Source organism: Hymenobacter psychrotolerans DSM 18569 (assembly GCF_900142395.1).
Taxonomy (GTDB): domain Bacteria; phylum Bacteroidota; class Bacteroidia; order Cytophagales; family Hymenobacteraceae; genus Hymenobacter; species Hymenobacter psychrotolerans.
This window is the reverse complement of the sequence record NZ_FRAS01000020.1, coordinates 30,815-57,725: the sequence shown is the minus strand read 5'-3', so window position 1 is coordinate 57,725 and position 26,911 is coordinate 30,815. Positions and strand designations below refer to the sequence as shown.

28 protein-coding genes are annotated in these 26,911 nt (G+C 61.6%); 4 read left to right on the top strand and 24 right to left on the bottom strand.

Annotated features, from left to right (window positions below):
- Nucleotides 1-40: 40 nt before the first annotated feature.
- The 11 genes from hisIE to BUE15_RS22515 form a co-directional block, all read right to left on the bottom strand.
- Nucleotides 41-685 carry a bifunctional phosphoribosyl-AMP cyclohydrolase/phosphoribosyl-ATP diphosphatase HisIE gene (gene hisIE / locus BUE15_RS16410; RefSeq protein ID WP_073287580.1) on the bottom strand — a complete coding sequence of 215 codons (645 nt, stop codon included), beginning with the start codon at nucleotides 683-685 and terminating at the stop codon, nucleotides 41-43.
- A gap of 38 nt (nucleotides 686-723) precedes the next feature.
- Entirely contained in the window at nucleotides 724-1,482 is a 759-nt protein-coding gene (gene hisF, locus BUE15_RS16405) for an imidazole glycerol phosphate synthase subunit HisF (protein WP_073287578.1), read from the bottom strand.
- 18 nt (nucleotides 1,483-1,500) lie between these two features.
- Nucleotides 1,501-1,938: a hypothetical protein gene (locus BUE15_RS16400; protein WP_073287576.1), complete on the bottom strand. Its 438-nt coding sequence runs from the start codon at nucleotides 1,936-1,938 to the stop codon at nucleotides 1,501-1,503.
- A 13-nt stretch (nucleotides 1,939-1,951) separates the two neighbouring features.
- Nucleotides 1,952-2,668 carry a 1-(5-phosphoribosyl)-5-[(5-phosphoribosylamino)methylideneamino]imidazole-4-carboxamide isomerase gene (gene hisA, locus BUE15_RS16395; protein ID WP_073287573.1) on the bottom strand — a complete coding sequence of 239 codons (717 nt, stop codon included), beginning with the start codon at nucleotides 2,666-2,668 and terminating at the stop codon, nucleotides 1,952-1,954.
- A gap of 100 nt (nucleotides 2,669-2,768) precedes the next feature.
- Nucleotides 2,769-3,359: an imidazole glycerol phosphate synthase subunit HisH gene (gene hisH, locus BUE15_RS16390; protein ID WP_073287571.1), complete on the bottom strand. Its 591-nt coding sequence runs from the start codon at nucleotides 3,357-3,359 to the stop codon at nucleotides 2,769-2,771.
- 244 nt (nucleotides 3,360-3,603) lie between these two features.
- Nucleotides 3,604-4,716 (bottom strand): bifunctional histidinol-phosphatase/imidazoleglycerol-phosphate dehydratase HisB, encoded by a 1,113-nt coding sequence (gene hisB, locus BUE15_RS16385; protein WP_073287567.1) that lies wholly within the window; start codon nucleotides 4,714-4,716, stop codon nucleotides 3,604-3,606.
- A 133-nt stretch (nucleotides 4,717-4,849) separates the two neighbouring features.
- Nucleotides 4,850-5,902, bottom strand: a complete 1,053-nt coding sequence (hisC, locus tag BUE15_RS16380; RefSeq protein WP_073287564.1) for a histidinol-phosphate transaminase — start codon at nucleotides 5,900-5,902, stop codon at nucleotides 4,850-4,852.
- 249 nt (nucleotides 5,903-6,151) lie between these two features.
- Nucleotides 6,152-6,322, bottom strand: coding sequence for a hypothetical protein (locus BUE15_RS22040; RefSeq protein WP_170865292.1), 171 nt, complete (start codon nucleotides 6,320-6,322; stop codon nucleotides 6,152-6,154).
- Between the two features lie 67 nt (nucleotides 6,323-6,389).
- A complete protein-coding gene (gene hisD, locus BUE15_RS16375) occupies nucleotides 6,390-7,691 on the bottom strand; it encodes a histidinol dehydrogenase (RefSeq protein WP_073287561.1) in 1,302 nt (433 codons plus the stop codon).
- A gap of 121 nt (nucleotides 7,692-7,812) precedes the next feature.
- On the bottom strand, nucleotides 7,813-8,664 hold the full coding sequence (hisG, locus tag BUE15_RS16370; protein WP_073287558.1) for an ATP phosphoribosyltransferase: 852 nt from the start codon (nucleotides 8,662-8,664) through the stop codon (nucleotides 7,813-7,815).
- Between the two features lie 191 nt (nucleotides 8,665-8,855).
- Nucleotides 8,856-8,981 carry a hypothetical protein gene (locus BUE15_RS22515; protein WP_262987467.1) on the bottom strand — a complete coding sequence of 42 codons (126 nt, stop codon included), beginning with the start codon at nucleotides 8,979-8,981 and terminating at the stop codon, nucleotides 8,856-8,858.
- A 183-nt stretch (nucleotides 8,982-9,164) separates the two neighbouring features.
- On the opposite strand from BUE15_RS22515, the gene BUE15_RS16365 reads away from it, so the two are divergent.
- The 3 genes from BUE15_RS16365 to BUE15_RS16355 all read left to right on the top strand — a co-directional run bounded on the left by BUE15_RS16365 (nucleotide 9,165) and on the right by BUE15_RS16355 (nucleotide 11,638).
- Nucleotides 9,165-10,082 carry a DUF2911 domain-containing protein gene (locus tag BUE15_RS16365; RefSeq protein ID WP_170865291.1) on the top strand — a complete coding sequence of 306 codons (918 nt, stop codon included), beginning with the start codon at nucleotides 9,165-9,167 and terminating at the stop codon, nucleotides 10,080-10,082.
- A gap of 89 nt (nucleotides 10,083-10,171) precedes the next feature.
- Nucleotides 10,172-10,738, top strand: coding sequence for a Crp/Fnr family transcriptional regulator (locus BUE15_RS16360; RefSeq protein WP_073287555.1), 567 nt, complete (start codon nucleotides 10,172-10,174; stop codon nucleotides 10,736-10,738).
- Between the two features lie 93 nt (nucleotides 10,739-10,831).
- On the top strand, nucleotides 10,832-11,638 hold the full coding sequence (locus tag BUE15_RS16355) for a sterol desaturase family protein (protein ID WP_244535964.1): 807 nt from the start codon (nucleotides 10,832-10,834) through the stop codon (nucleotides 11,636-11,638).
- Nucleotides 11,639-11,722: 84 nt separating this feature from the next.
- On the opposite strand, the gene BUE15_RS16350 is transcribed toward BUE15_RS16355, so the two are convergent.
- The 6 genes from BUE15_RS16350 to mnmA all read right to left on the bottom strand — a co-directional run bounded on the left by BUE15_RS16350 (nucleotide 11,723) and on the right by mnmA (nucleotide 19,475).
- Nucleotides 11,723-14,278, bottom strand: a complete 2,556-nt coding sequence (locus BUE15_RS16350) for a TonB-dependent receptor (protein ID WP_084549125.1) — start codon at nucleotides 14,276-14,278, stop codon at nucleotides 11,723-11,725.
- Nucleotide 14,279: 1 nt separating this feature from the next.
- Nucleotides 14,280-14,987, bottom strand: a complete 708-nt coding sequence (gene rpe, locus BUE15_RS16345; protein ID WP_073287549.1) for a ribulose-phosphate 3-epimerase — start codon at nucleotides 14,985-14,987, stop codon at nucleotides 14,280-14,282.
- A gap of 201 nt (nucleotides 14,988-15,188) precedes the next feature.
- Entirely contained in the window at nucleotides 15,189-15,500 is a 312-nt protein-coding gene (locus BUE15_RS16340; protein ID WP_139252357.1) for a hypothetical protein, read from the bottom strand.
- A gap of 154 nt (nucleotides 15,501-15,654) precedes the next feature.
- Complete coding sequence (locus tag BUE15_RS16335) at nucleotides 15,655-17,349, bottom strand: S8 family serine peptidase (protein WP_073287543.1); 1,695 nt, start codon at nucleotides 17,347-17,349, stop codon at nucleotides 15,655-15,657.
- Between the two features lie 163 nt (nucleotides 17,350-17,512).
- A complete protein-coding gene (locus BUE15_RS16330) occupies nucleotides 17,513-18,283 on the bottom strand; it encodes a hypothetical protein (protein WP_139252356.1) in 771 nt (256 codons plus the stop codon).
- A gap of 19 nt (nucleotides 18,284-18,302) precedes the next feature.
- Nucleotides 18,303-19,475, bottom strand: a complete 1,173-nt coding sequence (mnmA, locus tag BUE15_RS16325; protein ID WP_139252355.1) for a tRNA 2-thiouridine(34) synthase MnmA — start codon at nucleotides 19,473-19,475, stop codon at nucleotides 18,303-18,305.
- Nucleotides 19,476-19,672: 197 nt separating this feature from the next.
- Between mnmA and trpF the strand changes: the two genes are divergently transcribed.
- Nucleotides 19,673-20,302, top strand: a complete 630-nt coding sequence (gene trpF / locus BUE15_RS16320; protein ID WP_073287534.1) for a phosphoribosylanthranilate isomerase — start codon at nucleotides 19,673-19,675, stop codon at nucleotides 20,300-20,302.
- A gap of 10 nt (nucleotides 20,303-20,312) precedes the next feature.
- Here the strand turns inward: trpF and BUE15_RS16315 are convergent, their stop codons facing one another.
- The 7 genes from BUE15_RS16315 to BUE15_RS16285 all read right to left on the bottom strand — a co-directional run bounded on the left by BUE15_RS16315 (nucleotide 20,313) and on the right by BUE15_RS16285 (nucleotide 26,831).
- Entirely contained in the window at nucleotides 20,313-21,152 is an 840-nt protein-coding gene (locus BUE15_RS16315; RefSeq protein ID WP_073287531.1) for a maleylpyruvate isomerase N-terminal domain-containing protein, read from the bottom strand.
- Nucleotides 21,153-21,236: 84 nt separating this feature from the next.
- The gene (trmB, locus tag BUE15_RS16310) at nucleotides 21,237-21,899 is read right to left on the bottom strand and encodes a tRNA (guanosine(46)-N7)-methyltransferase TrmB (RefSeq protein ID WP_073287529.1); all 663 of its coding nucleotides are present in this window, start codon (nucleotides 21,897-21,899) and stop codon (nucleotides 21,237-21,239) included.
- 86 nt (nucleotides 21,900-21,985) lie between these two features.
- A complete protein-coding gene (locus BUE15_RS16305; protein ID WP_073287526.1) occupies nucleotides 21,986-23,287 on the bottom strand; it encodes a bifunctional folylpolyglutamate synthase/dihydrofolate synthase in 1,302 nt (433 codons plus the stop codon).
- A gap of 163 nt (nucleotides 23,288-23,450) precedes the next feature.
- The gene (locus tag BUE15_RS16300; protein ID WP_073287524.1) at nucleotides 23,451-24,335 is read right to left on the bottom strand and encodes a hypothetical protein; all 885 of its coding nucleotides are present in this window, start codon (nucleotides 24,333-24,335) and stop codon (nucleotides 23,451-23,453) included.
- 111 nt (nucleotides 24,336-24,446) lie between these two features.
- A complete protein-coding gene (locus tag BUE15_RS16295) occupies nucleotides 24,447-24,857 on the bottom strand; it encodes an ExbD/TolR family protein (RefSeq protein ID WP_073287521.1) in 411 nt (136 codons plus the stop codon).
- Between the two features lie 92 nt (nucleotides 24,858-24,949).
- Nucleotides 24,950-25,681, bottom strand: a complete 732-nt coding sequence (locus BUE15_RS16290; protein ID WP_084549123.1) for a MotA/TolQ/ExbB proton channel family protein — start codon at nucleotides 25,679-25,681, stop codon at nucleotides 24,950-24,952.
- A gap of 1 nt (nucleotide 25,682) precedes the next feature.
- Nucleotides 25,683-26,831 carry an HU domain-containing protein gene (locus BUE15_RS16285; RefSeq protein WP_073287518.1) on the bottom strand — a complete coding sequence of 383 codons (1,149 nt, stop codon included), beginning with the start codon at nucleotides 26,829-26,831 and terminating at the stop codon, nucleotides 25,683-25,685.
- Between the last annotated feature and the right edge of the window lie 80 nt (nucleotides 26,832-26,911).

The window sequence follows — 26,911 nt, the reverse complement described above, 5'->3', positions numbered from 1 at the left end:
CTGAGTGACCGGGTCTGCTTTTTTGGTGGAATGAGGTTCTTTATTCGGACCGGCGCTGGCCATCCTGAGCAATTGTCTTGTGGCGTTGGCGCAGGACCTCTACGACATCCTCAAGGGAGAGCCCGGACTCGGCCAGCAATACCAACAAATGGTAAAGCAAATCGGCCGCTTCGCCTTTGAGCCCTGCCAGGTTTCCGCCCACCGCATCAATCACCGTTTCTACGGCCTCCTCTCCTACTTTTTGGGCAATTTTGGGCATGCCTTTGCGAAACAGCGACGCCGTATAGGAAGCAGGATCTTCTTCCGGGAACTGCTTCCGGCGCTGTACCAGCCGCTCCAGCTCGGCAATGAAGCTGACAGCCGGTGCCGGATAAGTTGTTTGGTCAGGCTGCTCGAAGCAGCTGGTGGTACCGCGGTGACAAGTCGGGCCATCGGGAATAGCGCGGATCAGCAGCGCGTCCTGGTCGCAGTCTTCGTGCTCACTAACCACCGTGAGGTAGTTGCCCGACGTTTCACCCTTGGTCCAGAGGCGTTGTTTGGAGCGGGAATAGAACGTGACCCGGCCGGTCTGGCGCGTCATTTGTTGCGCCTCCCGGTTCTGGTAGCCCAGCATCAGCACCTGCCCCGTGTGGGCGTCCTGCACTATCACGGGAATCAGCCCGTCGGGCATTTTGGCAAAATCCATTATGTTAAGTCAGGTTATATTCGGCAAAAGGAAGCTTGCTACAGCCGGACCGGAATACCGTCGCGGCGCAGATGTTCTTTCAACTCCCGGATTCCAATTTCGCCGAAGTGAAAAATGCTGGCGGCTAAGCCGGCGTCGGCGTGCGCCTGCTGAAAAACGTGGGTGAAATCCTGCATGGCCCCCGCCCCTCCTGAGGCCACCACCGGAATGGAGACAGCCCGGCTTACGGCGCCGGTGATATCAAGGGCGAATCCGTCTTTGGTACCGTCGTTGCTCATGCTGGTAAGCAGAATTTCGCCGGCCCCCCGGTCAGCAGCCTCCCGACACCACTGCACCGCGTCGCGGCCAGTGTTATGGGTACCGGCCCGGGTATACACCTGCCAGCCGTCGGGCTCGTGAAACCGCGCGTCGGCGGCCACCACGATACACTGGCTCCCGAACCGGGCCGCCAGCTCATTGATAAGCTCGGGGCGGGCCAGCGCCGCCGAATTGATGCTTACCTTATCGGCCCCATTCATGAGCAGGGCCTCCACATCAGCCACCGTCCCGATGCCGCCGCCCACGGTGAACGGAATGTCCAGCTCGCGGGCTACGTCGCGCACCAGGGCCACCAGCGTGGCGCGCTTCTGGTTGGTGGCGGTGATGTCGAGGAATACCAACTCGTCGGCGCCTTCGCGGGCGTAGCGGGCAGCCAGGGCCACCGGGTCGCCGGCGTCGCGCAGGCCCTCGAAGCGCACCCCTTTCACAGTGCGCCCGTCCTTCACGTCGAGGCAGGGTATGATTCGTTTGGTTAGCATGCTTGGTTGTTGACTCGATTATTCTGTTTGATTTGAACTGGGCCAGTTGATAACTGGCTTTTCACGTGGGTTCCAACCGCTGAGTAGAGCCCCTAACCTATTCAGCTCTGCTGGCATCGTCAGTATATAAAACTTACAATCAAAGCTATAAGGTGCTTCTGAATGATTCTTGATATCCACCAGAATTGCGGATGCACCATTTGGCTGGTAGCAGAAGACTTCCAGCAACATATAGTATGCCCATTCAGGAGAGTTTTCTCCTATTTGTAGCCTGACAGTGCTTTTGCCAGTCAACGGAAAATTCTTGAGTTGCTCTCCAAAGTCTTTGAACTGGTCATCGTATCCATAGAATTCGAGGGCAGCCGCTGATTCACCATTAGACAAGGCAATTTCATAATGCAGAAAGCCGTCACCATCATCCAGACTTAGCACATTTACCTTAAGAAGCTGCTCCATAACAGTATTACAGCTACAGCCAGGGCTGCAGCTGCTCCAGCGTGATGGTGCCTTCGTAGATGGCTTTGCCGATGATGGCCCCGTGCATACCTACGGCGGCCAGGGCCTCCACGTCAGTAATGGTGGTTACGCCGCCGCTGGCAATGAGGCGGGCGGTGGGCAGCTGCTCGCGCAGTTCGGTGTAGGTAGCCAGAGAAGGGCCCTGGAGCTTGCCGTCCTTGCTTACATCGGTGCAGATGAAGGTAGTGGCTCCGCTGGCCAGGTAGCCCTCCACAAACTCGCGCAGGGTCCGCTCGCTTTGCTCGGCCCAGGCGTTGATGGAAATGTGGTTGTCGCGGTAGTCGGCCCCGATGATGATACGGTCGGCCCCGAAGGCACGGAGCCAGCCGTTCACGGTTTCGGGCTCACGCACGGCAATGCTGCCGGCCGTAATCTGCCGGGCCCCGGCGTCGAAGGCCTGGCGCACGGCGTCCTCGCTATGCAGCCCTCCCCCGAAGTCGATGTGCAAGCTGGTGTGGCGGGCAATGCGCTCCAGCACGGGCAGGTTTACGGGGCGCTTGGCGCGGGCCCCGTCGAGGTCCACCAGGTGCAGGCGCTTCACGCCGGCGGCCTCAAAGCGTTGGGCCACGGCCAGCGGGTCGGCGTCATAGGTGGTCTGCTGGGCAAAGTCGCCCTCCGTCAGGCGCACGCACTGGCCGCCTATGAGGTCAATTGCGGGAATGATTTCCATATGGGTTTAGTGGTTAGTGCTTAGTGCTTAGAACGTTCTAACGGCCAATCGGTGCCTAAACTGTTCGCCAGCCTAAGCACTAGGCACCAAGCACTGTGCACTACATTTTCAAGAAGTTTTCCAGAATGCGGGTACCCGCGGCACTGCTCTTTTCGGTGTGAAACTGTACGGCGTAGAAGTTCTGGTGCTGCACGGCTGCGCTGAAGGGCGCGGGATACGCAGCTTCGGCAATGGTGTACCCACCCACTGGAGCATAGTAGCTATGCACGAAGTACACGTAGTCCTCGGCGCTGAGGCCTTCGAACAGCGGACCACGCAACGCCTGCAGGTTGTTCCAGCCCATGTGCGGCACCTTATAATCTTGCTCCGAAGAAAAGCGCACTACATCGAAGGGCAGAATACCAAGCAGGTCGGTACCGCCGCCTTCCTGGGTGTGGCGGCCCAGCAGCTGCATGCCCAGGCAGATACCCAGGAACGGCTGGGTGAGAGTAGGCAATAACTCGTGCAGGCCCTGGGCCCGAAGTTCCCGCATGGCGGAGGCGGCCTCGCCCTCACCCGGGAACAGCACCTTGTCGGCGCGGCGAATCACGTCGTGGTCGGCCGTGAGCGTGGCCTGCACGCCCAGCCGTTCCAGCGCAAACAGCACCGACTGCACGTTGCCGCCTTTGTAATCAATGATGGCTATTTCCATTTGAGAATATCGGAAGTCAGCGGGTATTTATTCTTTTGTTTAAACAAATGTGTAAAGGTGTTTGCCCTGATTATCCGCGCCTATCCGTCATTCTGAGCGGAGCGGAGGACCTTGTCACACTGGATTAAACAGAGAAATAGTTATCAGAACGTGATAAGGTCCTTCGCTCCGCTCAGAATGACAGGTCGGCACGCAACGCACACCCGAGCAACTGTTTACCCATTTGTTTAAATAAATGGGTAAACTACAAAACGCCTTTCGTGCTGGGAATTTCCATGCGACCGGCGTCGCGCACTAGGGCCATTTTGATGGACTTGGCTACGGCCTTGAAAATGGCTTCGATCTTGTGGTGCTCGTTCTGGCCCTCGGCTTTGATGTTGAGGTTGCAGCGGGCGGCGTCGGAGAAGCTCTTGAAGAAATGGTAAAACATTTCGCAGGGCATATCCCCTACTTTCTCGCGCTTGAACTCGGCGTCCCACACAATCCAGGGGCGGCCCGAGAAGTCGATGGCGGCCTGGGCCAGCACGTCGTCCATGGGCAGCAGGAAGCCGTAGCGGGCCAGGCCGCGCTTGTCGCCGAGGGCTTGGGTGAATGCTTCGCCCAGGGCAATGGCCGTGTCCTCGATGGTGTGGTGCTCGTCGATGTGCAAGTCGCCCTGCACCGTGATTTTCATATCCACGCCCGAGTGCTTGCTGAGCTGATCGAGCATGTGGTCGAAGAAACCCAGGCCGGTGTGCATCTCGGGGCGGCCGTTGCCGTCGAGGTTCAACTCGATGCGGATTTTGGTTTCGTTCGTGTCGCGTTGTACCACGGCGGTGCGGGCGGGCAGCCGCAGAAACTGGTATATTGTTGACCAGCTCATGGTCGTCAGCGCGGCGCGCTCGTCGCCCTCCCCTTCCGGCTTCAGCAGGATAGACTGGCAGCCCAGGTTCTGGGCCAGCTCCACATCGGTCAGCCGGTCGCCGATGACGAAGGAATTTTTGAGGTCATAACCGCTGCCCTCACCCAGGTATTGGGTGAGCATGCCGGTGCCGGGCTTGCGGGTGGGCAGGTTCTCGTGGGGGAAGCTCCGGTCGATGTGCTCGCGCACGAACTCCACTCCTTCCGAGCGCAGCACGTCGAGCATCATGGTGTGCGCCGGCCAGAAGGTATCCTCCGGGAAGCTCTCGGTGCCGAGGCCGTCCTGGTTGCTCACCAGCACCAGCTCGTAATCCAGCTCGCGGGCAATACGGGCCAGGCCGGTGATGGCACCGGGCACAAACTGAAATTTTTCCCGCGTCAGCGCGTCCACCTGGAAATCCGTCGGCGGCTCAATGAGGATGGTGCCGTCACGGTCAATGAAGAGTACTTTTTTCATGAGTTAATTAAAAGTCGTTGTCATGCTGAGCGCAGCCGAAGCATCTCTACCGCTTCGTTCTCACGATTGAGGTAGCCAACGGTAGAGATGCTTCGGCTGCGCTCAGCATGACGTTCTTTATTCCTTATATATACTACCCCGCAAACTCCCGCAAAGCCTGGAGCAGCAGCTCGTTCTCGGCGGGGGTGCCTACGGTGAGGCGGAGCGTGCCGGCGCAGCCGGGCTGAGTGGTGCGGTTGCGCACGATGATGCCCCGGGTTACCAGGAAATCATACACGGCCGTGGCATCGGGGTGGAAACGGACCAGCAGGAAGTTGGCATCCGAAGGGAACACCTCCGCCACGATGGGCAGCGCGGGCAGGCGCTCGGCCAGCCAGTCGCGGCCCACCAGCAACTGCTGGCGCAGCGCCTCAAACCGGTCGGCATCGCGCAGGGCCTGCAGGGCGAAACGCTGCGTGGCCTCCGACACGTTGTAGGGCGGCTTGATTTTGTTGAGGTAGCCAATGATTTCCGGCGAGGCGAAGGCCATGCCCAGGCGCAGGCCGGCCAGGCCCCAGGCTTTGGAGAAGGTTTGCAGCACCACCAAGTTGGGGAATTCGGCCAGACGGGTGGTCCAGCTGGGGGCGGCGGCGAAATCGGCGTAGGCCTCATCCACTACTACCAGCCCGCGGAAACCGCGCAGGAGTTCCTCCATGTACCCGGCGTGGAGCAGGTTGCCGGTGGGGTTGTTGGGCGAGCAGAGCCACACGATTTTAGCATCCGAAGCCAGCACGCCAGCCACGATTTCGGACGAGAGCTGGAAGTCGGCCGTCAGTTGCAGACGCTCCGCGCGCACATCATTCAGGTTGGCCGCCACCTCGTACATGCCGTAGGTGGGCGGCAGGATCAGCAGGCTGTCGTGGCCGGGCACGCAGGTGAGGCGCACCAGCAGGTCGATGGCTTCATCGGAGCCGTTGCCGAGGAAAATCTGCTCGGGGCGCACAGCTTTGAGTTGGGCCAGCTCCTGCTTCACGGCGCGCTGCAGCGGATCGGGGTAGCGGTTGAACTGGTCGGGGCCGGCGCTGCCGAGGCTGTTCTCGTTGGCGTCGAGCATGACCTGGGCCTCACCCTGGAATTCGTCGCGGGCCGACGAGTAGGGCTTCATATCCCGCAGGTTGGGGCGTATGAGGCTATCGAGGTTGAACATATAATCGCAGATTGTGCAGATTAAGCAGATTTCACAGATTTTTTTTGGTCGTCATGCTGAGCTTGCCGAAGCATCCCTACTGCTTTGCCTGATTTAACAAGTCATTCATTCCATACATCAACTAATGACGCATAGAAATTAGTCTGCTCAGTTGCCTCACCATCATTTCTAAGTGAAGCCACTTCCGCATCAAATAGAATCTCACGAATAGACTCTATTTCGTCTGTTGCGAGATGCACAGCATACTGATTAGCCCAAAGCCGCTGCGAGGTGTTTTTGCAATACCGTTTTTTTTTCAAACGGAGTGCCCGCAAGGATTTGAGAAATTGAAAGGGCCAATTGAACAGCTCCCGCTTCGACCAGGCAACTACGCGTGGCTTCAAGCGTGGAGTAGCTCATGATTTGACTTTGCTCTTTCATATTTCAACTAAATAGGCTTTGACACCAGCAAGCGAGGTTCGGAATGACGTTTTACTTTATCCAAGCATTACTGCTCCCCACCGGCCAGGGCTTCCAGGCGGAGGGTCACGGCGCGGGCGTGGGCGCGGAGTCCTTCGGATTCGGCCATGGTTTCTACCACGGGGCCAACGTTGAGCAGGCCTTCGGGGGTGAGGCGCTGGAAGGTAATTTTCTTCAGGAACGAATCGAGCGACACGCCGCTGTAGTTGCGGGCGTAGCCGTTGGTGGGCAGCGTGTGGTTGGTGCCCGAGGCGTAGTCGCCCACGGCTTCCGGGGTGAGGTGGCCCAGGAACACGGAACCGGCGCTGGTCACGCCTTCGGCCAGCTGCTCGGGGTTGCGCACGGCCAGAATCAGGTGCTCAGGCGCATACTGGTTCGAGAAGTACAGCATTTCCTCCGGTGTTCGTAGCAGAATCGCGCGGCTTTCCGTCAGCGCCTGAGCGGCAACTTCGGCCCGGGGCAACTCCTGTAGCTGGCGCTCCACCTCGGCTTTGGTTTGCTCCAATACTAATAAGGAGTCGGACAGCAGAATCACCTGCGAGTCGGGGCCGTGCTCGGCCTGGCTGAGCAGGTCGGCGGCCACGAAGGCCGGCGTGGCGGATTCATCGGCAATAACCAGCACCTCGGAGGGGCCGGCCGGCATATCAATAGCCACGCCGTAGCGGGTGGCCAGCTGCTTGGCGGCCGTCACGTAGCGGTTGCCGGGCCCGAAAATCTTATCCACGGCCGGCACCGAGTCGGTACCGCCGCTCAGCGCCGCCACAGCCTGGGCCCCGCCGGCTTTCACGATGGTAGTGATGCCCAGCAGCTGGGCCGTGAATAGGATAATAGGATTCACGGAGCCATCCTTCTGAGGGGGCGTGCAGAGCACGATTTCGGGACAGCCGGCCAGGCGGGCGGGTACGCCCAGCATCAGCAGGGTGCTGAACAGCGGCGCAGTGCCGCCCGGAATGTAGAGGCCCACGCGCTGCACGGGCACCGCCCGCCGCCAGCACGTCACGCCCGGCATGGTTTCCACGCGCTCCTCCTGCGGGATTTGCGCTTTGTGGAACCGCAGAATATTGGCGTGCGCCTGCCGGATAGCCGTTTGCAATTCGGCAGGCACCTGGGCCGCGGCGGCGGCCAGCTCCTCGGGGCTTACGCGCAGCCCGGCAGACAAATCGGCACCGTCGAACTGGCGGGCATAGTCGAGCAGGGCCGCGTCGCCGCGCCGGCGTACGTCCTCGAAAATCTGCTGCACGCGCTGCTCCACGTCCTGGGCCTGCTGCTGGGCCGCCCGCTGCTGCAGCGCCGCCCACTCCGCCTGGGAGGGATATTGGAAGATGTTCATCTTTTAGGGTCTTGGGGACTTAGGGGCTTGGGGGCTTGGATACTGTTCTGACGAACTCCAGGATGTGCATTAGCTGATTCGAACTTCAACCAAGCTCCTAAGTCCCCAAGACCCCAGGCCCCTATGAAATCATTTTCTCAATCGGGAGCACCAGAATGCCTTCGGCGCCTACGGCTTTGAGCTGGCCGGTAATGTGCCAGAAGTCGTCTTCGTTCACCACCGACTGCACCGACACCCAGCCTTCCTCGGCCAGCGGGGTCACGGTCGGCGACTTGATGCCGGGCAGCAGCGCCTTCACCGCATCCAGGGCCGAAACCGGGGCATTGAGCAGGATGTATTTGTTGCGGCGGGCGCGGCGTACGGCCTGCATCCGGAACTGCAGCTGCTCCAGCAGCTCCTGCTTCTCGGGGCTCAGGTTCTGGTGGGCAATGAGCACGGCTTCGGAGCGGAATACGGTTTCTACTTCCCGCAGACCGTTACCGAGCAGTGTGGAACCGCTGCTCACAATGTCGCAGATGGCCTCGGCCAGCCCGATGCTGGGCGCAATTTCCACCGAGCCGCTGATGGTGTGCAGGTTGGCTTTCACGCCGCGCTCGGCGAGGTAGTCGCCCAGGATGCGCGGGTACGAGGTGGCAATGTTCACGCCCTGCAGGTTCTCGATGGAATCGTAGGCGGCGGCACGGGGTACGGCCAGGCTCAGGCGGCATTTGCTGAAGCCCAACCCTTCAACTTCCAGACCAGGGAAACCGGCTTCCACCAGCACGTTCTGGCCCACAATGCCCAGGTCAGCCACGCCGTCCTGCACGTAGCCCGGAATATCATCGTCGCGCAGGTACAGGATTTCGAGGGGAAAGTTGGTGGCTTCGGTTTTGAGCTTGTAGGAAGCCGAGAGGAAGCTGATGCCGCACTCCCGAATCAGGTTCAGGGAGTCTTCGCTTAGGCGGCCCGATTTCTGGATAGCCAGACGGAGCATAGTATGGTCGATTAGAAAGGAAGAAGTACGACGTAAGAAATGGCCGGCGTGGCCAGCGCTTAGCTGTACTTCAGGATAGGATTGGGGAACCGGTGTTGGGAAAAGGCCAAAAGCTGGCCGGGCCACCTTGTTGCGGGGGCCGGGGAACCAAAGCGGTTCGCCCAACGGGACAATATGCGTGTGTTATTCCTCTAAAAAGAGGAATGATGCCCGTGCAGATGATGATGCGCCGCGCGCAGCCCAACCGTAGCTCCGCCGGTAGCGGGAGCAGCCACGGGGCTGTTGGTGCAGAAGAAAAGCGCGGCAGATGCGGGCATAAAAGCAGAGTTGCGGGGCAAAAGTACACGGGAAACGTCCAAAATGAAATTTTAGCTGGAAAAATTCTCAGGAACCCGGACCTTTGCCTTCCCGTTGTGCTTTCCAACCCGCGTTTGGCACAATTGTTTCATGCTGCGCTCTGCAGTTGCCCGTCCTGCGTTCTACCCTCCTATTGCCTTGCTATGCGTTTGTCGTTTCGTCCGCTTTCCCTCGTCTTTGCTTCCAGCATCCTGCTGAGTGTACTGCCCGGCCCGAGCGCGCAGGCCCAGATGGCCGCCAAGCCGGCTCTGCCGGCGGCCTCCTTGCTGCCGCTGCCGCAGGCCAGCCCCCATGTACTGCTCAGCCACACCGTTGGCCTGTCGGAAGTGATGGTGGACTACCACGCGCCGAGCGTGCGCAACCGCCAGATCTGGCAAGGCCTGGTGCCCTACAACCAGATCTGGCGGGCGGGGGCCAACGAGAATACCCTCATCACCTTCACCGATACGGTACGCATCAACGGCAAAACGCTGCCGGCCGGCCAATACTCGTTCTTTGTGTTTCCGCGTTCCGACCAGGACTGGGACATGGTGTTCAACCGCGTGACCACGCACTGGGGCGCCGAGAAATACGACGAGAAGGAAGATGTGCTGCGGGTGCCGGTAGTACCGGAAGAATCCGCGTTTCATGAGACGCTGCTATACTGGTTTTCGGACGTGAAGCCCGGCTCGGCGCATCTGAACCTGAGCTGGGAAAAAAAGACGGTAAGCATCTACATCGATACCAATGTGCAGGCGCGCGTGGTAGCCGGCATCGAGAAGGCCGTGGCCCAGCGCCCCGGCGACTGGCAGCTGCTGGCCCAGGCCGCCGACTACTTGGTGCAGAACAACCTCAACGCCGAACGGGCCCTGTACTTCATCAACGAGTCTATCCGGCTGCGCGACGTGTACACCAACAACTGGATAAAGGCCCGCCTGCTGGCTTCCAAGCTCGATTATGACACGGCCATCGTGTACGCCCGCAAGGCCATTAAGCTCGGCGACAAGGACGACGAGAACTTCAAGGCGCAACTGCCGTCCATGCGGGTATCACTAATTGAATGGCAGGGCAAGGCATACTAAGGAGTGTGCAGCGCATTGTTCAATAGAAACGAAAAAACAGGCCCGGCGGCCTGTTTTTTCGTTTCTTCGGGTTCATTCAGCTACACCTCATGGGTCCTTTTCTGCAGGTATGCCAAGCCATTCAGCCGCTGTCGGAGGGCTTGCGGGAGGCGCTGGAGCAGCAGGTGCTGCGCGAGCAGCTGCCCCGGCACCACGTGCTGCTGCAGGCCGGGCAGGTAGCGGGCCGCCTGTATTTTGTGGAAGCGGGCGTGGTGCGCGGCTACTACCTGCACGAGGGCAGGGAAGTGTCGTCGTGGTTTATGCAGGCCGGCGACTTTATGGTGTCTATTCTGAGTTTTTTCACCCGGCAGCCTTCCCATGAGTACGTGGAGCTGCTGGCCGATAGTGTGGTATGGTCGTTGTCGTATGCGCAGCTGCAGCAGCTGTACCGGCAGTTTCCGGAGTTCAACGTGGTAGGCCGGGTGCTGACGGAAAAGTACTACGTGCAGAGTGAGCAGCGCGCCCTACAGCTCCGGATGCTGCCCGCCGCCGAGCGGTACGAGCTGTTGCTGCGGGATTTTCCCTCGGTATTTCAGCAGGTGCCGCTCAAGCATATTGCCTCCCACCTGGGCCTGACGCCCGAAACTCTGAGCCGGCTGCGGCGCAAACCTGCCTGAGGAGCCAGCAAGTTGCTTTCTTGATCTATATCAAGAGGAAGCCGGGGCCCGGCCGGCACCTTTGACGCATGGTTTTACCCAATTCTATGCGTCATGCCTAATCCGCTCCTGCTGTCTGTTTTCGACAGCCTACCGTTGTTGCCGAAGCCGGACCTCCCCCCCATGCTCGGCTACATTCTGCTGGCCTTTGCCGGCTGCTTTCTGCTCGAACGAATTATTCCGGGCTGGCCGCTGCCGCGCGTGGCATCCTGGCCGTTTCGGGTGCTGGCCATCAATGCGGCCCAGATTGGCGTGGTGCTGCTGGCCGGCCTGAGCTGGGAGAAATGGCTGTCGGCGTATTCCGTGTTTCACCTCTCGGAGCACGTGGGGCCGGTGGCGGGCGGCATTCTGGCCTACGTGGTGGCCACGTTCGTGTTCTACTGGTGGCACCGCTGGCGGCACACCGTCGATTTTCTGTGGCGGCACTTCCACCAGATTCACCACAGCCCGCAGCGCATTGAGGTTATCACCTCGTTCTACAAACACCCGCTCGAAATGACGGTCAATTCCATTATCGGCGGGTTTCTGGTGTTCACGCTGCTGGGCCTGAGCCCGGCGGCCGGGGCAGTATACACGCTGTGCACGGCGCTGGGCGAGTTTTTCTACCATACCAACGTGCGCACGCCGCAGTGGGTGGGCGTGCTGTTTCAGCGGCCCGAAATGCACCGCATCCACCACGAGTACCAGAAGCACAGCCATAACTACGGCGACCTGCCGCTCTGGGACTGGCTGTTCGGCACCTACCACAACCCCCGCGAGTTCCGCGCCACCTGCGGCTTCGACGACGAGAAGGAACAACGCCTGCTGCCGATGCTGCTGTTCCGGGATGTGCACGAGGAAAAGCCGCAGGACACACCCTGATACCGAGTGCATGTAACAAGTAACGCAGCAAAAAGGCCGTCCTGTTAAGTCAGAACGGCCTTTTTGCTGCGTTACTTACTACCTCTAGAACCGGGCTATTACGCGCAGGTTGACGAGGCGCTGGGAAAGGTAGTTGGGCACGGCGTAGGTGCGCCCGTTCAGATCCTGGATGTAGCTGTAGCCGGCCACGTTGTTGCGAGCCAGCACGTTCAGCACTTCCAGCCCCAGCCACAGACTTTCCAGCTGGCCCGGGCGGCGCTCCTTCTGGTTGTTGAGGGCCAGCACTTTGGAAAAGCCCAGGTCTACCCGCCAGTAAGCGCGGGTGAGCTGGGTAGTGCCCCGCTCCTGCTCGTTGTTGGGCGGGCTGAACGGCAGGCCCGTACCGAATACCGAATTCACGTAGCCGCGCACCGACGGATTGTTGGGCAAATGGTCCTGAAAGAAGATGCTCATGTTCAGGCGCTGGTCCTGCGGCCGGCGGATGTAGCCTTTGGCCTCGCGCCCAATTGCCGTGCCCTCGTCGTTGAATAGCGTGAGCGAATCACCCTGCAGGTTTTCGCGGGTGGTCATCACGCCCAGCGTAAACCACGACTCGGCCCCGTTCACGAACTCGCCGCCCACCCGCGCATCCACGCCGGCCGCGTAGGCCGTAGCCATATTTTTGGCGAAGTAGCGCAGCCGTACGTTGTCGACGTCGTAGGGCACTACGTCGGTCAGATATTTGAAGTAGGCCTCGCCGGTGAAGCGGAAAGGCCGGCCGTACTTCTCAAACCGGATTTCATTGCCCACAATAAAATGCAGGGAGCGTTGGGCCCGCAGCTCCGGGTTCAGGCCCGCCTCCACCAGCAGCGGGCTGCCGGGGGTGGCGCGGCTGCCCTGCTGGTTGCGCAGCTCGCGGTAGAACGGTGGCTGGTAGTACATGCCGGCCGCCACTTTGTAGGAATGATTCGTGTGGCTGCGCGGAATAAACGAGTACTGGGCCCGCGGGCTTATCACCAGCTGCTTGTTCACGGACCAGTAGTGCGCCCGCACGCCATACGTGAAGGTGCGCAGCGAATCCAGCTCTACGGTGTGCTGCGCGTAGCCCTGGGTGCGGGTACTCTGCAGGTCGAGGTCGGAAGTAAGACGGGTGCGGCGGGAATCGGGCACGTAGTCGGCCGAGTCGGCGAAGCTGTATTCGTTGAGCACGTCTTCAATCCGCTCCCGGCCCGTTTTCACGCCGAAGCGCACGGTGTGGCGGTTGCCGGGCGTCCAGCGGGCACGGGCCTCGGCCGTGGCAATACTGGCCTCCAGCGTATTGCGCGAGTGGTCGAAGCGCGAGCCCACGTCGCGTTGGCGCACGGCCTGGTTGAAGTCCTTGGAGCTAGGGTCACGGTTGATGTCGGCCAGGCTGTAGCTGGCCTCCACGTCGCGGTATTCCAGCTCGCGCGAGTACACCAGCCCGCCCAGCAGCTCGGTCTGAAACCGCGGCGAGAAGTTGTGCTTCAAGTTCAGGCCACCCTGCGCCATATCGTACTGCATCCGTTCCCGGCCTTCGTACACAATAAACAGCCGCGTGAGCTGGTTGGTGGCGGTACTGAAGGTACTCTGGCCGGTTTCGGGCGTGAAGCGGTAGTCGTTGTGCGCGAAAGTGGTCAGCAGCCCCAGCGATGTGCGGTCCTCGTTGCCTTTCGGGCCCAGGTTGGCATTGATGTAGGCCTGCCCGTCGTAGAACGTGGGGTTGTAGCCGCCCTGCTGCTGGCGCAGGGAGCTGAGCACGTACGTGGCATTCTTGTAGCGGATGCCCGCCAGATAGCTCAGGCGCTTGTTGGGCGAAGCCGCCTCCACGTGCACTGCCCCGCCAACGAGGCTGCCCGTGGCGGACGCGGCAAACTTGGTGGGCTGCTTGTATTCCAGGCTCAGCACCGACGAGAGTTTGTCGCCGTACTTGGGCTGCCAGCCGCCGGTCGAAAACTCCACCTTGTTTACCAGGTCGGGGTTCACGAAGCTTAACCCTTCCTGCTGGGCCGCCGACACCAGAAACGGCCGGTAGATTTCAATGCCGTTGACGTAGACCAGGTTTTCGTCGTAGTTGCCGCCGCGCACCGAGTAGGTGCTGGTCAGCTCATTCGTCGACTGCACGCCGGGCAGGGTTTTCAGAATGGCATTGAAGTCGCCGAAGGGCGAAGGCAGCACCTTGGCCGTGCGCGGGTCGAGCTTAATCATGCTCACCTGCTCACGCGTATCGGCTTCGTCGGAACGCCCGCGCACCAGTACGTTGCCCAGCGTGCGGGAATCTGCCTGCAGCACCAGGGTCAGGTCGCGCCGGTCTTCGCTGAGCGTCAAGGGCACGCGCAACGGCCGGTAGCGCAGGCTGCGCACCACCAGCACCGCCGGCTGCCCGGTCCGCGCCACCTGCAGCGAAAAGCGGCCTTTGCCATCCGTAACGGTGCCGCCGGGCTGGCCTTCCACGCCTACGCCCACCTGCTCCAGCGGCTGGCCCGCCACATCGCGCACGGTGCCGCTGATGGTTATCCGGTCGGTTTGCTGAGCAGCGGCCAGCACCGGCGCCAGCGCCAGGGCCGCGCATGGCAGCAAGCCAAGGACGGACAGACGTACAAGCAGCGGCAGACGGCGGGCCGGGGAGGAAACGTGCGGCATACTAGCGTTCCTCCTGTTCTGCGGCCCCTACGGTAGCCGCGAGTTGGGCCCACAGCTCAGCCAGCGTTGCCACAGGGTCGGGCGAGTTGAACACGAACGAGCCGGCAACCAGCACATCGGCTCCGGCTTCCACCAGCGCTGAGGCATTGTCGCGGGTTACGCCGCCGTCTATTTCAATCAGCGCATCGGAGCCGCTATCCACCAGCAGTTCCTTGAGGGCCGCCACCTTGCGCATGGTGTTCGGAATGAAAGCCTGCCCCCCGAAGCCCGGGTTCACCGACATCACGCACACCAGGTCCAGGTCGGCGGCCACGTCTTCCAGCACTCCAACCGGGGTGTGCGGGTTCAGGGCCACGCCGGCCCGGCACCCCAGGGCCTTAATCTGCTGAATCACGCGGTGCAGGTGGGTGCAGGCTTCGTAGTGTACCGTAATGTTGTGGGCCCCGGCGTCGCGGAAGGCGCTCAGGTAATGCTGGGGCTCCTCAATCATGAGGTGCACGTCCAGCGGCTGCTTGGCGTGGCGGTGAATGGCCTGCAGCACCGGAATGCCAAAGGAGATATTGGGCACAAAGCGCCCGTCCATCACGTCGCAGTGCAGCCAGTCGGCGGCGCTGCCGGCCAAACGTTCAGTTTCAGCCTGGAGGTTGCCGAAGTCGGCAGCAAGCAAAGAAGGAGCCAGCAACGGCATCCGGCGGCGGTTCAGAGTCATACCGCGAAGGTAGAAAGTAACTGAGTAGTTGAGTAGCCGCACAAAGCAAAAACCTGAGTTCTGCCGTGCCTTGCTCCTGCCGTAACGACCAGTGGCCGCATCTGGTACCCGGCCCCGACCACCGGGCACAGAAAAAAAGCGCCGGACGTTGCCGCCCGACGCTTTTTTTCCGTTGTAATAACTCAGCAGCAGCTTCGCTGCTTAATTCGTCTTCTCGTACGCGCGCCAGTCCAGCTTGCCGTCCTCGGTTTTGCGCAGAAAGTAGGTCTGGTCGTCTTCCTGGCGCTTGCCGAACGTGACGTCGGCGCGGCAGTCGAGGCAGCGCAGGGAGGTGTATTTAAACTTGTCCTGCGCCACGCGGGCCGTCAGGTCGAGGTTGTCGGAGCCGCAGATGCCGCACTTGGCTACATCCGGAAAGCTCAGCCGCTCATATTCACTCACCACTTCGTGGAGGTTGTTACCGGACACGGTGAAGTGGAACTGGCGACGCCCCAGACGCTTCGAAATCATCATTTGCAACATGGTATTGCGGATTGTGGGAGTTCTGCTCCCCTGAAAAAAGAAAGGAATGCGGCTCGTCCGAATTCCTTTCCAAGGTACTAAAATTATTTGCTTTCACTACTAATACAGTTGGTTATTTCAGCAGAAACCAACTGCGCCAGCTGGCTTACAGCTTTACAAACCGCACGGTGCGGCGCACCTGCTCGCCGGCCGATACGTCGCAGGTGTAGACGCCTTTGGCCAGCGGGCCGGGCGTGAGCCGAACTTCGGCGGAACCGGTTGCGGCCAGCGCCTGCTCGGCTACCAGCGCCCCGCGGGCGTCATAAAACCGTACGCGCAGCGGTTTGCCCTGAAAAGCATCGGTCAGCTGCAGGTACAGCTCGTTGTTTCGGACCGGGTTGGGATAAATAAACAACTGGCCCGTGGCGGCTTTTGGACTGTCGGCGGAGAGCGGGGCCCCGGGGTTGGCGAGGTTGTAGGCCGTCACGAAGTTGGGAATGCCGTAGCCCAGCAGGTTGTCGGGCGAGGCATACTGGGAGCCGGAACGCTGCATAAAGCTGATGACCTGCTGCGCGCTCAGCGTTGGGTTGGCCTGCCAGAAGCACGCCACTACGCCCGCCAGCACCGGGCAGGCATACGAGGTGCCGCTGCCCCGCGTTGGCACGCCGGATACGTTCACAATGGCCGTCTGATGGCCCTGGCTGGCCAGATTGGGCTTGATGCGGCCATCGGCACTGGGCCCGATAGAGCTAAACCCGACCCGGTTGCGGAACGAGTCAACCGCCGCAACGGCCAGGATGGAATCGGCGTCGGCGGGGGCCAGAATGCGCTGCCAGGCGCTGTTGCCCTCGTTGCCGGCCGAGTTGACGACCACCATACCCACCCGCGCAGCAATGCTGGCTGCCCGCGTCGAAATAGCCGTCCGGCCGTTCAGATCGGCATAGGTGTAGTTGCCGTAGGGCGTATCGAAGCTGCTGTAGCCCAACGAGGAGCTGATGACATCCACCCCGGCCGAATCGGCCCGTTCGGCGGCCAGCAGCCAGTTTACTTCCTCAATCGGGTTTTCGCCGACAATATTTTCGGTGAGGTAGAGCCGGTACGTGGCTTTGGGCGCCGTCCCGATAAACCGGCCGGTTTCGTTGGCCGCCATCGTAGACAGGCAGTGCGTGCCGTGGCTGTCGCGGCCGTACACGGCGGTGTTGCGCTCCACGAAGTTGTAGACGTCGGCCAGTCGGTTCTCATTGCGCATCGAAGCAAACGGCGACGTCTGATCGACGCCGGGGAATCCATCATCGAACACGGCAATCTGCATTCCCTCGCCCCGGAAACCGGCGTTGTGCATGTCTACGGCCCCCAGCATAAGCGCCTGCTGATAGGCAATGCCATAGACCGGGTTGGCCTGGGTGCGCTGCTGCGGGTCCTGGGCATCCTCTGAGCTCCGAGGCCGGGGGGTGGAGGGCGTTACGGCAGCCGTGCGGTTGAGCGTAGTGGCGCTGCGCACGAACGGCAACGCCTGTAGGTTGCGCAGCGTGGCCGAGTCGCAGGATACCACGGCGGCATTAAACCAGCGCGACGTATACCACACGGTAGCGCCCGGCACGGCCCGCACCTGCGCCACGTAGGCTGGTGTTACGGGCAGGTCGCGGGGCTGCACCGCAATGCTTTGGCGGGTGCGCCGCTGCACGGCCCGCGCCGACAGAAACGCCTGGGGCTGGCTAACGGTGAAAGGTGTGCCCGCTTTGTCGCGGAAATACACCAGGTGCTTGCGCACGGCGTTGGGCTGGGCCTGCGCAGAAGCCGGCGAAGCCAGCGCGGCAGCTACCGCCAGGCCACCCAGCAGCACGGAGTAAGAAAGACGCATGTAATGTAGGGCTAAAGGACGTGCCGGAAGATACGAATTCGGCCTCATACTCCGGTTTGCGCAGCTGGCCGTAAGATTCCGGCTTTAGCTTGGGCACAATGAAAAAGCCGTTCTGCACGTGGTGCAGAACGGCTTTTAAAAAATCTAGATGACCCGAGTCCGGCTATCTGCCTGATTCAAGCAGTATCTCCGTGCGGGCCGAGCCGCTATGGATGTAGCTGGGCGTCGGAATGCAGCTGCCGTCGGCACAGTAGATGAAGCGGCGGCGGCTGCGGTACACCGGCCCCACGCCCGGCGCGTACACCTGGCGGTTGCGGTAGTAGTAGTACAGGTTGATGTACTCGCCGCCTTCTTCCGCGTCGGTTTCGCGCAGCGCCGTCATCACCGTGCTTGGGTACGTCACGGATTGGCCAGCTGCGTTGGTTGTCGTGAATGGCTCCCCTACCTGCTTGAAGTGTATGTCGCTCTTCTCGATAGGGTTCAGCTCATTAAACGCATTCAGGTTCCAGAAGTAGCCCGTGCGCGCCGGGTACACCAGCTCCACGGTGCGGCGGTTGTTGCGCGTCACCAGCACGTTGGTGGTTGAGGGACTTACTACGAGCACACTATCGGAGCGCCAGGCCTCGGCGGGCGTGGTGCGCCTGGAGCGCAGTACCCGAAAGGCCGGGCGGCCGGCGGCATCCGTATACTGCTCGGTTACCTGCTCCCGGAACTGGTAGCGGGCAATGGTTTTGACGTTGCGCAGCCACGTGGTATCCGTCACCTCATAGATGCGGAAGTCGCCTACCTGCACCGGATAGTAGCTGGTATCTACCGGCTCTACCTGCTCGGTTTCCTCTTTGCAGCCGGCCACCGCCACGGCCAGCAGCGCCGGCGCCAGCCAGCGGCGAATATTCTTTCCGGAAAGCACAGTAGAAACAGATAGTGAGGCCATAGCGCGGGTAAGTTGCGGCTTATAACGCAGCTGCCGCTGCCGAAGATACGGGAGTTTCGCCGATGGTGTGCCGCTCAATCCAGCCGCCCCCGATGACGTCCTGCCCGTCGTAGAACACGGCGGCCTGGCCGGGCGTCACGGCGTGCACGGGCTCCTCGAAGTAAACGTGGATTTTGTCGCCGACTTGCTCCAGAAACGCGGCGGCGCCACCGTTGTGGTTGTAGCGCACTTTGGTACGGCTCGGCACCAGCCCCATGCCTTCCAGCGACGCGTATTTGCCCATGTTCAGCTTGCTGACCGTGGTGCGCGTGCTGGCCAGATCATCGAAATTGCCCAGTACCACCTCGTTGGTATCAGGCCGGATTTCCGTCACGTAGGCCGGAAAGCCCAGCGCCACGCCCAGCCCTTTGCGCTGCCCGATGGTGTAGAACGGGTAGCCCTCATGTGTGCCCAGCACCGTGCCGTCGCGCAGCACAAACTTGCCGCCCGCCACCCGCTCTTCCAGGCCCGGCACCCGGCGCCGCAGGAAGCCCCGGTAGTCGTTGTCGGGGATGAAGCAGATTTCGTAGCTCTCGGGCTTGTTGACCAGCTCCGTGAAGCCGCGGCGACGGGCCTCGTCGTAGATTTCGGTTTTGCGCATCTGGCCCAGCGGAAACAGCGTGCGGCTCAGGCTTTCCTGGCTCACGCCCCACAACGCGTAGCTCTGGTCTTTGTTTTCGTCGAGGCCTTTGCTGATAACGTAGCGGCCGTTTTCGTGGCGTACCTGCGCGTAGTGGCCGGTAGCAATGAACTCGCAGCCGAGCTGGTCGGCCCGGCGCAACAGCGCGTCCCACTTGATGTGGGTGTTGCAGAGCACGCACGGATTGGGCGTGCGGCCGGCCAGGTATTCCTCGGTGAAGTTGGAGATAACAAAGTCGCCGAACTCGTCGCGGATATCAATGATGTAATGCGGAAAGCCCAGCTCCACCGCAATCTGGCGGGCATCGTTGATGCTGTCGAGCGAGCAGCAGCCAGTTTCTTTTTTGGAGCCGCCCGCCGAGGCGTAGTCCCAGGTTTTCATGGTCATCCCGACCACTTCGTAGCCCTGCTCATGCAGAAGCACGGCCGCTACGGATGAATCGATACCGCCGCTCATGGCGACAAGAACGCGCCCGCGGGCGGGCGTCGTTGGGGAAGGTGCAGAGTGCGTCATAGAAGAAGGCGCCCGTGGAGTCAAGGTCCGCGGCCGCGGGGCAAAGATAACACAGCCGCGCCAGTCGGAGTTTCTACTTGGCGGGAAAGTCGGCCGGGGGTGGCTGCCAGCGGGCCGGATTCCGTACTTTCGTGTTCTGACTGCCCTTGCCGGCGCTTTCCAGTACCGGAGGGCGCGGGCGCCAACCTTTCTTTGCTATGGCTTTGCTTACGTCCGTGCTGGTGCGCGGTATCAACAACCTTTCCGATGCCCGCTACTGCGCCGGTATGGGCGCCGACCGCCTCACTTTTCGCCTCGACCCCGCCCTGCCCGGGCATCTGACGCCGGAAGCGGTGCAGGAAATCAGCAGCTGGGTGGCCGGCGTGGAACTGGTGGGCGAGTTTGATACGCTGCCGGCAGCCGCCATCAACGAGCTGGCGGAACGCTGCGGCCTGCACGGCATTCTGCTGCACCGCCGCCGCACGCCCGAAGAGCTGGCCCTGCTCAGCCGCCCCGTCCTGAAGCTCATTCGCTGGATTTCCGATATGCTGCCCGAAGATGTAGACAGCCGCTTTCAGGCCCAGACCGACCACGTAGCCGGCTTCGTGCTGACGGCCCCGACCACCGAAACGCTGTCTGCCATCCAGATTACCCGCCTCACGCAGCAGGCCCGCATGTTTCCGCTGTGGCTGGGCGCCGGCTTCGGGGCCAGCACCGGCGGCTCGGTGCGGCGCCTCGTCGAGACAGTGCGGCCGGTGGGCATTGTGCTGGAAGGCGGCGACGAAATCAAACCCGGCCTGCGCGACTTTTCCGAAATGGAAGCCGTGTTTGAGGAGCTTGAAGCCTAAGCCGGCTGCATCAGCCCATCACCGTTGTCAGGCTGTAGAGCGGCTCCGCCAGCCGGGCATTGCCAGTGGTCTGCAGATACCCGGCAGCTATGGAGCGCGGCAGGCTTTTCGTGAACAGGCGCCAGGCCACCTCGCCGGTCAGCGTGCTGCTGGCCGCTACCTGGCCGGAGTAGTCGGTGCCCAGTTCCCAGCCTAGCTCATGCCGGCGCAGATACCAGGTGCCGCCGCCTTCCCCCGTGATGGTGAGCTGTAGTACCGTACCGGGCTCGGCCTCTACGTGGCGGTAGTGGTGCGGCAACGCCCGCAGGCAGGTGCTCAGAAAAGGATGATACAGCTCCGCGGTGAGCAGCGGCGCCTCCTGCCCCACTGCCTGCCGGATCTGCTGCTGATGGTGCCACTTCTCGGTGTATTCGCGGGCCACGTGAAACCAGTTAAGTGACGTTTCTTCGCCGGCCCAGGCTACCGGAAACACGGCCGTTTCGTGCATATCCAGCGAGTTGAGGTAGGCGGTGTAAGCCGGCCCGCTCAGTTCCAGCAGCCACGTAATAACACCCGGACTCAGGCGCTGCCCGGCTTTCACCCAGTCGTGGTTCAGCTGGTTGAGGTAGCCGACCACATCCGCGTACTTCGGGCTGGCCGGGGCGCCCGCGCCGAAATGGCCGTCGCGCAGCATCGACAACGTGCGCAGGCTGCCATCGAGCAGATGCAGGGCCACGTCGCGCACGCACCACTGCGGGGCCAACGTGGGCCGCTCCCAGTCGGCCGGCGCCAGTGACCGAAGTAGGCGCAGCAGGTGCGCATCCAGCCCCGCAAACAGATGGGCAGTGCATATTACCGGAAGTGGCCGCATAAGACAGGGCGTAATAGGAAAAGCCGGGCGTTAATGCGAAAAGGTACGCATCGGCTCCCGGCTTTTTTACTCCCGAAGTTTCGGCTAACTCAGCTGAAACTGCACGTATTTGATGGGCACGCCCTGCGCGCGGTATTTGCTTTCGAAGTTGGTTTCGATGTCCTCGGCGTGCGGCAGCAGTTCCGGAGTGGCATAGAGGTCTTTGGTCTGCGCCAGAACGGTAACACCGGGCCGCTCGGCCAACACCTCCAGCGTGTAGTCAAACAGGCCTTCGTTGTCGGTTTTGAGGTGCACGAGGCCACCGGGCCGGAGCAGTTGCTGGTACAGGCCGAGGAAGCGCGGCGCAGTCAGGCGGCGCTTGATGTCCCGGTCGCGGGGGCGCGGGTCGGGAAACGTAATCCAGATTTCGTCCAGCTCGTGCGGCGCGAAGTGCTGGAGCAGGTCGTGGGCGCGCATCCGCACGAAGCCCACGTTGGCCAGGCCCAGCGCCTCGGCCCGCTTGCTGCCGCGCCAGATTCTTTCGCCCTTGATGTCGAGACCCAAATAATTGCGCTCGGGGTAGCGGGCAGCCAGCCCCACGGTGTATTCGCCTTTGCCGCAACCTACCTCCAGTGTTATCGGGTGGTCGTTGTGGAAGAACTCCTGGTGCCAGCGGCCGCGCAGCTGTTCATAGTTGGCTTTGCCGGGTTCTACAATATCGGGCCGTTCGGCATTTTCGGCGAAGCGTTGGAGTTTGATGCGGGGCACTGGAAAAGAATTTCGGGGTGATGCTGTTCTTGGATATCGGCTCAGCAACGCAAGGACCTATATCTGGGGCCAAGGGTAGCCGGCTTCTACAGTTCCTCGATTTCAGCCACTACAAAGGTACTACCCCCAATGAACACCACCTCATCGGGGCCGGCGGCGGCACGGGCGGCAGCCACGGCAGCCGGAACCGGCCCCCACACGGCACCCTGCAAGCCCACAGCGGCGGCACGCTCAGCTAGCTCGGTGGCCGGCAAAGCCCGCGGAATATCAGCCTGGCAGAAATAGTACGTGGCTTTCTGAGGCAGCAAGCTCAGCATCTTCGACACGTCCTTATCATTGACGACGCCCAGCACGAAGTGCAAATGCCGCTGCGGCAACCGGGCCAGTTGCTCTACAATGAAACGGATTCCCGCCTCGTTGTGGCCCGTGTCGCAGATAACGAGCGGGCGGCGGCCCAGGATGGTCCAGCGGCCCCGGAAGCCGGTCAGGCGGCGCACGTCGCGCAGGCCCTCGCGCACGGCTTCTTCCGGAATCACGAAGTCCTGTCGCCGCAGCTCATCCAGCGCAGCCAGCACGCCGGGCAGGTTCAGCCGCTGGTAGTCGCCCACTAAGCCGAGGGTGAGCGTATCGAGCAGCGGCTGGCCGTCGAGGGTAGTAGCCAGCTGCTGGAAGTCCTCATCCGGCGCGGGCTCTTTGGTTAGCTCAGCGCGGTAATGCTGGTCGGCAAATAGCAAAGTCGTGTGCTCCGCGGCGGCTTTCTGCTCGAATACGGCCCGCACCTCGGGCTGGGTCTGGCTGATGATGGCCGGCACCCCGGGCTTGATGATGCCAGCTTTTTCGGCGGCAATCTGGGGCAGCGTATCGCCCAGCAGGTTCTGGTGGTCGTAGCTGATGTTGGTGATGAGCGACACCAGCGGCGTGATGATGTTGGTCGAGTCGAGCCGGCCACCCAGCCCCACTTCAATGATGGCAACATCCACCTTTTCTTCGGCGAAATACGAAAACGCCAATGCCACGCACATTTCGAAGAACGAAGGCTGCAGCTCGGCAAACAACGGCCGCCAGCGTGCCACCCACTGCACCAGATAATCGGGGGCCAGATCCTGCCCGTTCACCTTGATGCGCTCCGTAAATTCCTTCAGATGCGGTGAGGTGTAGAGGCCAACTTTGTAGCCGGCGGCCTGCAGCACGGCGGCCAGCAGATTGGAGCTGCTGCCTTTGCCATTGGTGCCCGCCACGTGCACGTAGCGCAGCTGCCGCTCCGGGTTGCCCATAGCCGCCGCCAGCTTTTCGGTGGTTTGCAGACCGGGCTTGTAGCCCGCCGCTCCCACCCGCTGAAACATGGGCAGCTGGCTGTATAGATACTCAAGGGTTTCGGCGTAGGTCATGGCCTTGGCAACGCAGGATGATTATTCGTGTAGCCGGACCATCGGGTGCGGGCTGCACATGCGGCAAAGGTAGCGGTGCGTCCGGTTCCCACAGCGCCCATAAAACGAAACCGCCGGCCGGATTGCTCCGGCCGGCGGCCTGGTACTTGAAACGCAGCGCGGACTAGCGCACCGTGAATCGGAAGGTGTAGAAGCCGGTAGCCCCGCCATTGGCCGAGTTAGTCCGGCGGAATTCGGCATTTTCCAGCGCGTCGCGGCAGGCTTTTTCCTGCGCCGCCGACACGTTGCCGGATACTTTCGTTACGGCTTCCACTTCACCGTCGGCACTTACCTTGATTTTGAAGCGCACGAAACCGGAGTTGTTATCCAGGGCGGGCGCCGTGGGCCGGTTCACGAAGGCCCAGCCGCTCATTTCGAGGCCGCCGCTGCCGGGGCTGCTGCCGCTGCCTCCCGAGCCCGGCTGCCCGTACAGGGCTTTGGCATCGAGGGAGCCATTCGGGTCGCCCTGGTCGCCTACGGAGCCGGGACGGTCACCGTTGTTGTTGCCGGTGGGCGCGTTGCTGCTGCCGTTCACACCGTTGCCGCCCCCGTTGGCGCTGCCTTTCGGTGTGTAGAGCGTGCGAGGACGTTCTACGGGCTTAGGGGCTTCCTTCACCTCCTCTTTCGGCGCCGGCGAAGGCTTCTCCACGGGCGGCGTTGCAACCGGGCTTTCCTCCGCTTCGCTCGTGACGGTGCGGGCTTCGGCGGCCTGCTGCGGCACGGGCGGGGCCGTCTGCGGCCGGGGCGGCGTGGGCTGCGGGTCGGGGTTGGAAGCGGGCGGGCGGCTGTCTTCGCGGTTCTTGGAATCGTTGGCGGTGGCCAAGCTCTGCACGTCGCCGGAGCCGGCTTCATCCACGCCATAGTTCAGCTCCACTCCGTCGCCGCCCAGCGCTTCCAGTGGTGGGTCGGGGCCCTTGAAGACGGTGAAAAAGAACACCGCCGCCAGGGCCGCGTGCAGCAGCACGGTGCCCAGCAAAGCTTCTTTCCGGTGTTCTTCGCGGTAGTCCATTGGGGTGAGGTGCTGCTTTTTGATGTGGTGATGTGCTGAGGTCTGCTGAAGGTGTTGGTCAGATGCTTCACCATCGGCACACCAGCACAGCAAACAATCAACTCCTCAAAATCATTTCCCGGCGGCCTGCTGCGCCTGGGTGGCCATAACCATCTTAATCTTGAGCCGGTTGCCGATTTCCAGGATATCAACCAGCTTCTGCACGTTCAGCGACGCATCTACGCGCAATACGGCCGTGGGGCTCTCGGCGCCCTGTATGCGCCGCTGCAGCTCGCCTTCCAGCTGCTGCGCGGTAGTCGGCTGCCGGTCGATGAAGTATTGGCCGGCCCCATCTACGGAGATGGTAATGGGCTGTTTCATCATCTGCTTGCTGCTTTTGGCATTGGGCAGCATCAGCTTGATGATATTGGGGTTCACCATCGTCGAGACAATCAGGAAGAACAGCATCAGGAAAAACATGATGTCATTCATCGAGCCAGTCTCAACGTGAGAAGAAAGCTTACGACGGCGGCTGAGATTCATTTGAGCGAATGATTGAATGAGTGGATGAGTGAATGGGCAGACACCAGTGGCCAATTAAACGGCATTCACTCATCTACTCATTCAATCATTCACTAATTATCCTGCAGAATGTCCATGAATTCGATGGCCGAGTTTTCCATGCGGAACACCAGGCGCTCGACCATGATGCTGAGCCAGTGGTAGCCGATGTGGGCAATGATACCCACGATAAGGCCCGCAGCGGAAGTCACCATTTTGGTGTACAGACCGCCCGAAATCTGCGCAATACCGAAGTCACCGGTGGCCGAAATGGCGTAGAAAATCTTGATAACCCCGATGATGGTACCCACGAAGCCAAGCATCGGCGCAACCCCGGCAATGATGCCCAGGATGCTGATATTCTTTTCGAGGCGCGCAATTTCCACCTTGCCCACGTTCTCGACGCTGGCTTCAATATCTTTCAGCGGCAGCCCGATGCGGCGGATACCCTTCTCAATCATGCGGGCCAGCGGCGTGGCAGTCTGGGCGCAGAGCATTTTGGCGCCCTGCAGGTCGCCTTTCACCATCAGGTTGCGGATACCGGGCATGAACGACTCCGGCACCGAGGCCGCCCGGCGAATGGTGATGTACCGCTCGATAATGATGTAGAGCGAGACAAATGAGAGCAAAAACAGCGGGAGCATGATCCAGCCGCCTTTCACAATCAGGTCAATCAGCGAGAGGTCGGCGGCGGCGGCGTTGGCAGCCGCATTGGCAGCAGTAGCGGTGGAATCAGCAGCGGCAGCGCCGGCATTGGGCGTGCTGCCGACTTGCATCTGAAGCAGCAGAGAAAGCAAAAAGGTCATGCTAGTAATTGAGTACCCAGAGAGAAGAGCCCATCCGCTTGCGCAGAATGGTAGCCTGACGGTCGGCCGAAGTCCGGTCGGCGTAGTCGGCAACGGAGAGCTTGAACTGCCGGCTGCCGGCCTGCGGCAGAATCACGCGGGCCGGGTGGCCCAGCCGCACCAGCGCCTGACGGCCTTTTTCGGCGTTGGCGAGGCTGGTGTAGGAGCCGGCCACTACGTAGTAACGGCCCGTGCGGCTTTTAATTGTCGCGGTTTCCGCTACCGGAGTTGCATTGGTGGCGCGGGCCTTTTCCCAGCCCGGTGCTTTTACGGCCGGCTTAGCGGCCGCCTTCGGTTTGGCAGCGGCCGGCGTCTGCACATCAGCGGCGGCCGCTTTCGGCGTGGCGGCGGGAGTAGCGGCCGGTAGCTCCGCCGGCGTAGTAGTCGGGCGCTTGGCCACGAAGTTGTCGGCGGGCGTGAGCGTAGCCTGCTGCCGGCTGACACCAGCTTCGGCAGCCTGCGTAGTAGTCGGAGCCTGCTCTGGGCGGGTTTCAAAAACCGAAAGACGAGCCGGCAGACGCAGCGACTCGGGTAGATACCCCTGCTGGTCGGCAAACATATAGCTGGCCGAGAACATTAAGCCCACTACCACTGCCGTGAGGGCATTGTAGACGGCGCGGGAAGCCCGGCGGCGCACGGTGGCCAGCTGCGGCACGGCGGGCTGCCGCTCGCGCGAGTTCAGCGCATCCGTGGCCCGCACCGGCCGCGACACCAGCTCCGGCAGCCCAAAGCTGGCCGACAGCAGGTTATCCGTGCCCGTGTATTCAAACTCCAGGCCCCGGCCGGCCGAGCGGCGGAAGATGCCGATGCCGCTCAGCTCGGTGCGCTGGCCGGTTTCCAGCTCCTGCTGCATGCGGGCTACGGCCTCCCGGATCATCTGCCGGGCCTGGGCCGGGCTCAGATTCAGGTGCTGGCTCAGCGCATCTACCAGCAGCCCGTCGTTGCGGGTCAGCGACTGGTTGAAGGCTACGCGCTTGGCCGGGGGGGCCAGCGTATGGCGCACCGGATGAATGCGGGCGGAAGCGTAGTCGGCAATCAGGCCGCCAAAATCAGGGATGATGACGCAGTCATGGTCCCGGAGCAACGTGCGGATGTGGTCGGATAGCGGCAAGGTGGTGTGGTCTGGGATAGAAATTGCTCAGGGCCGTAAAATCGTCTGCCGGCCGCTGCAGGCAGCAGGCTGACAGACGA

Bases quoted from the DNA above. Each gene is read 5' to 3' on its own strand.
- BUE15_RS16400 (WP_073287576.1), bottom strand. From the start codon at position 1,938: ATGGAGCAGCTTCTTAAGGTAAATGTGCTAAGTCTGGATGATGGTGAC.
- BUE15_RS16340 (WP_139252357.1), bottom strand. From the start codon at position 15,500: ATGATGATTTCGAAGCGTCTGGGGCGTCGCCAGTTCCACTTCACCGTG.
- hisIE (WP_073287580.1), bottom strand. From the start codon at position 685: ATGGATTTTGCCAAAATGCCCGACGGGCTGATTCCCGTGATAGTGCAG.
- BUE15_RS16350 (WP_084549125.1), bottom strand. From the start codon at position 14,278: ATGCCGCACGTTTCCTCCCCGGCCCGCCGTCTGCCGCTGCTTGTACGT.
- BUE15_RS16365 (WP_170865291.1), top strand. From the start codon at position 9,165: ATGCGTTTGTCGTTTCGTCCGCTTTCCCTCGTCTTTGCTTCCAGCATC.
- BUE15_RS16330 (WP_139252356.1), bottom strand. From the start codon at position 18,283: ATGGCCTCACTATCTGTTTCTACTGTGCTTTCCGGAAAGAATATTCGC.
- rpe (WP_073287549.1), bottom strand. From the start codon at position 14,987: ATGACTCTGAACCGCCGCCGGATGCCGTTGCTGGCTCCTTCTTTGCTT.
- hisA (WP_073287573.1), bottom strand. From the start codon at position 2,668: ATGGAAATCATTCCCGCAATTGACCTCATAGGCGGCCAGTGCGTGCGC.
- hisB (WP_073287567.1), bottom strand. From the start codon at position 4,716: ATGAAAAAAGTACTCTTCATTGACCGTGACGGCACCATCCTCATTGAG.
- BUE15_RS16315 (WP_073287531.1), bottom strand. From the start codon at position 21,152: ATGCGGCCACTTCCGGTAATATGCACTGCCCATCTGTTTGCGGGGCTG.
- hisC (WP_073287564.1), bottom strand. From the start codon at position 5,902: ATGTTCAACCTCGATAGCCTCATACGCCCCAACCTGCGGGATATGAAG.
- BUE15_RS16300 (WP_073287524.1), bottom strand. From the start codon at position 24,335: ATGGACTACCGCGAAGAACACCGGAAAGAAGCTTTGCTGGGCACCGTG.
- BUE15_RS16335 (WP_073287543.1), bottom strand. From the start codon at position 17,349: ATGCGTCTTTCTTACTCCGTGCTGCTGGGTGGCCTGGCGGTAGCTGCC.
- trpF (WP_073287534.1), top strand. From the start codon at position 19,673: ATGGCTTTGCTTACGTCCGTGCTGGTGCGCGGTATCAACAACCTTTCC.
- BUE15_RS16355 (WP_244535964.1), top strand. From the start codon at position 10,832: ATGCCTAATCCGCTCCTGCTGTCTGTTTTCGACAGCCTACCGTTGTTG.
- mnmA (WP_139252355.1), bottom strand. From the start codon at position 19,475: ATGACGCACTCTGCACCTTCCCCAACGACGCCCGCCCGCGGGCGCGTT.
- hisH (WP_073287571.1), bottom strand. From the start codon at position 3,359: ATGGAAATAGCCATCATTGATTACAAAGGCGGCAACGTGCAGTCGGTG.
- BUE15_RS16305 (WP_073287526.1), bottom strand. From the start codon at position 23,287: ATGACCTACGCCGAAACCCTTGAGTATCTATACAGCCAGCTGCCCATG.
- BUE15_RS16295 (WP_073287521.1), bottom strand. From the start codon at position 24,857: ATGAATCTCAGCCGCCGTCGTAAGCTTTCTTCTCACGTTGAGACTGGC.
- BUE15_RS16290 (WP_084549123.1), bottom strand. From the start codon at position 25,681: ATGACCTTTTTGCTTTCTCTGCTGCTTCAGATGCAAGTCGGCAGCACG.
- hisD (WP_073287561.1), bottom strand. From the start codon at position 7,691: ATGAACATCTTCCAATATCCCTCCCAGGCGGAGTGGGCGGCGCTGCAG.
- hisF (WP_073287578.1), bottom strand. From the start codon at position 1,482: ATGCTAACCAAACGAATCATACCCTGCCTCGACGTGAAGGACGGGCGC.
- BUE15_RS16360 (WP_073287555.1), top strand. From the start codon at position 10,172: ATGGGTCCTTTTCTGCAGGTATGCCAAGCCATTCAGCCGCTGTCGGAG.
- hisG (WP_073287558.1), bottom strand. From the start codon at position 8,664: ATGCTCCGTCTGGCTATCCAGAAATCGGGCCGCCTAAGCGAAGACTCC.
- BUE15_RS22040 (WP_170865292.1), bottom strand. From the start codon at position 6,322: ATGAAAGAGCAAAGTCAAATCATGAGCTACTCCACGCTTGAAGCCACG.
- BUE15_RS22515 (WP_262987467.1), bottom strand. From the start codon at position 8,981: ATGCCCGCATCTGCCGCGCTTTTCTTCTGCACCAACAGCCCCGTGGCT.